Here is a 995-nt window from a genome sequence, read left to right on the forward strand (position 1 = left end):
CCGGGGCCCAGGGCCAGCAGGGTGATCAGCTCGTAGACCACGTGGGCGGCCGCGACCCCGGTGAGCTCGGCGTGGTCGTAGGCCGGGGCGACCTCCACGACGTCGGCCCCGACCACCTGGGTCCCGCGCAGCCCGCGCAGGATCTCCAGCACCTCCCGGCTGGTCATCCCCCCGGCCTCGGGAGTCCCGGTGCCGGGGGCGTGGGCCGGGTCCAGGACGTCGATGTCCAACGAGACGTAGAGCGGCCGGTCCCCGACGCGCTCGCGCAGGTGCGCCACCACGGCGTCCACCCCCAGGCGCATCACATCGGCGGAGGAGACGATCCCGAAGCCGAAGGCCGCGTCGTCGTCGAGGTCCTGGCTGCCGTAGAGCGGGCCGCGGGTGCCCACGTGGCACACGGCCTCGGTGTCCAGCAGACCCTCCTCGAACGCGCGGCGAAACGGGGTGCCGTGGGTGTAGGCGGCGCCGAAGTAGGTGTCCCAGGTGTCCAGGTGCGCATCGAAGTGCACCAGCGCCACCTTCCCGTGCCGGGCGTGGGCGGCCCGCAGCAGGGGCAGGGCGATGGTGTGGTCCCCGCCGATCGCCACCAGCCGGGTGTCCTCGCCCATCAGCTCCTGGGCCTGGGCCTCGATCGCGGTGATCGCCTCACCGATGTCGAAGGGGTTGGCCACGATGTCCCCGGCGTCGGCGACCTGGGTGTGCGCGAACGGGGAGACGTTCTGGGCCGGGTTGTAGGGGCGCAGCAGGCGGGAGGACTCCCGGACGTGGTTGGCCCCGAAGCGGGCCCCGGGCCGGTAGGAGACCCCGGCGTCGAAGGGCACCCCGACCACGGCGATGTCCGTGCGGGCGACCTCGTCGGTGCGCGGGAGGCGGGCGAAGGTGCCCAGCCCGGCCCAGCGCGGGGTGAGCGCGGCGTTGACGGGCCCGACCACGGGGGTGCCGTCGCCGGTGGAGCCGGTGATGCGTTCGGGGTTCATGGTGTGCGGTCCTCTCGA

At 74.1% G+C, this 995-nt stretch carries 1 protein-coding gene; it reads right to left on the bottom strand.

Annotated features, from left to right (window positions below):
• A partial coding sequence (gene speB, locus RE027_RS17795; protein WP_368809629.1) for an agmatinase occupies positions 1-977 on the bottom strand: 977 nt, incomplete at its 3' end.
• Between the last annotated feature and the right edge of the window lie 18 nt (positions 978-995).

It is taken from the genome of Kocuria sabuli (assembly GCF_040981185.1).
Classification (GTDB): domain Bacteria; phylum Actinomycetota; class Actinomycetes; order Actinomycetales; family Micrococcaceae; genus Kocuria; species Kocuria sabuli.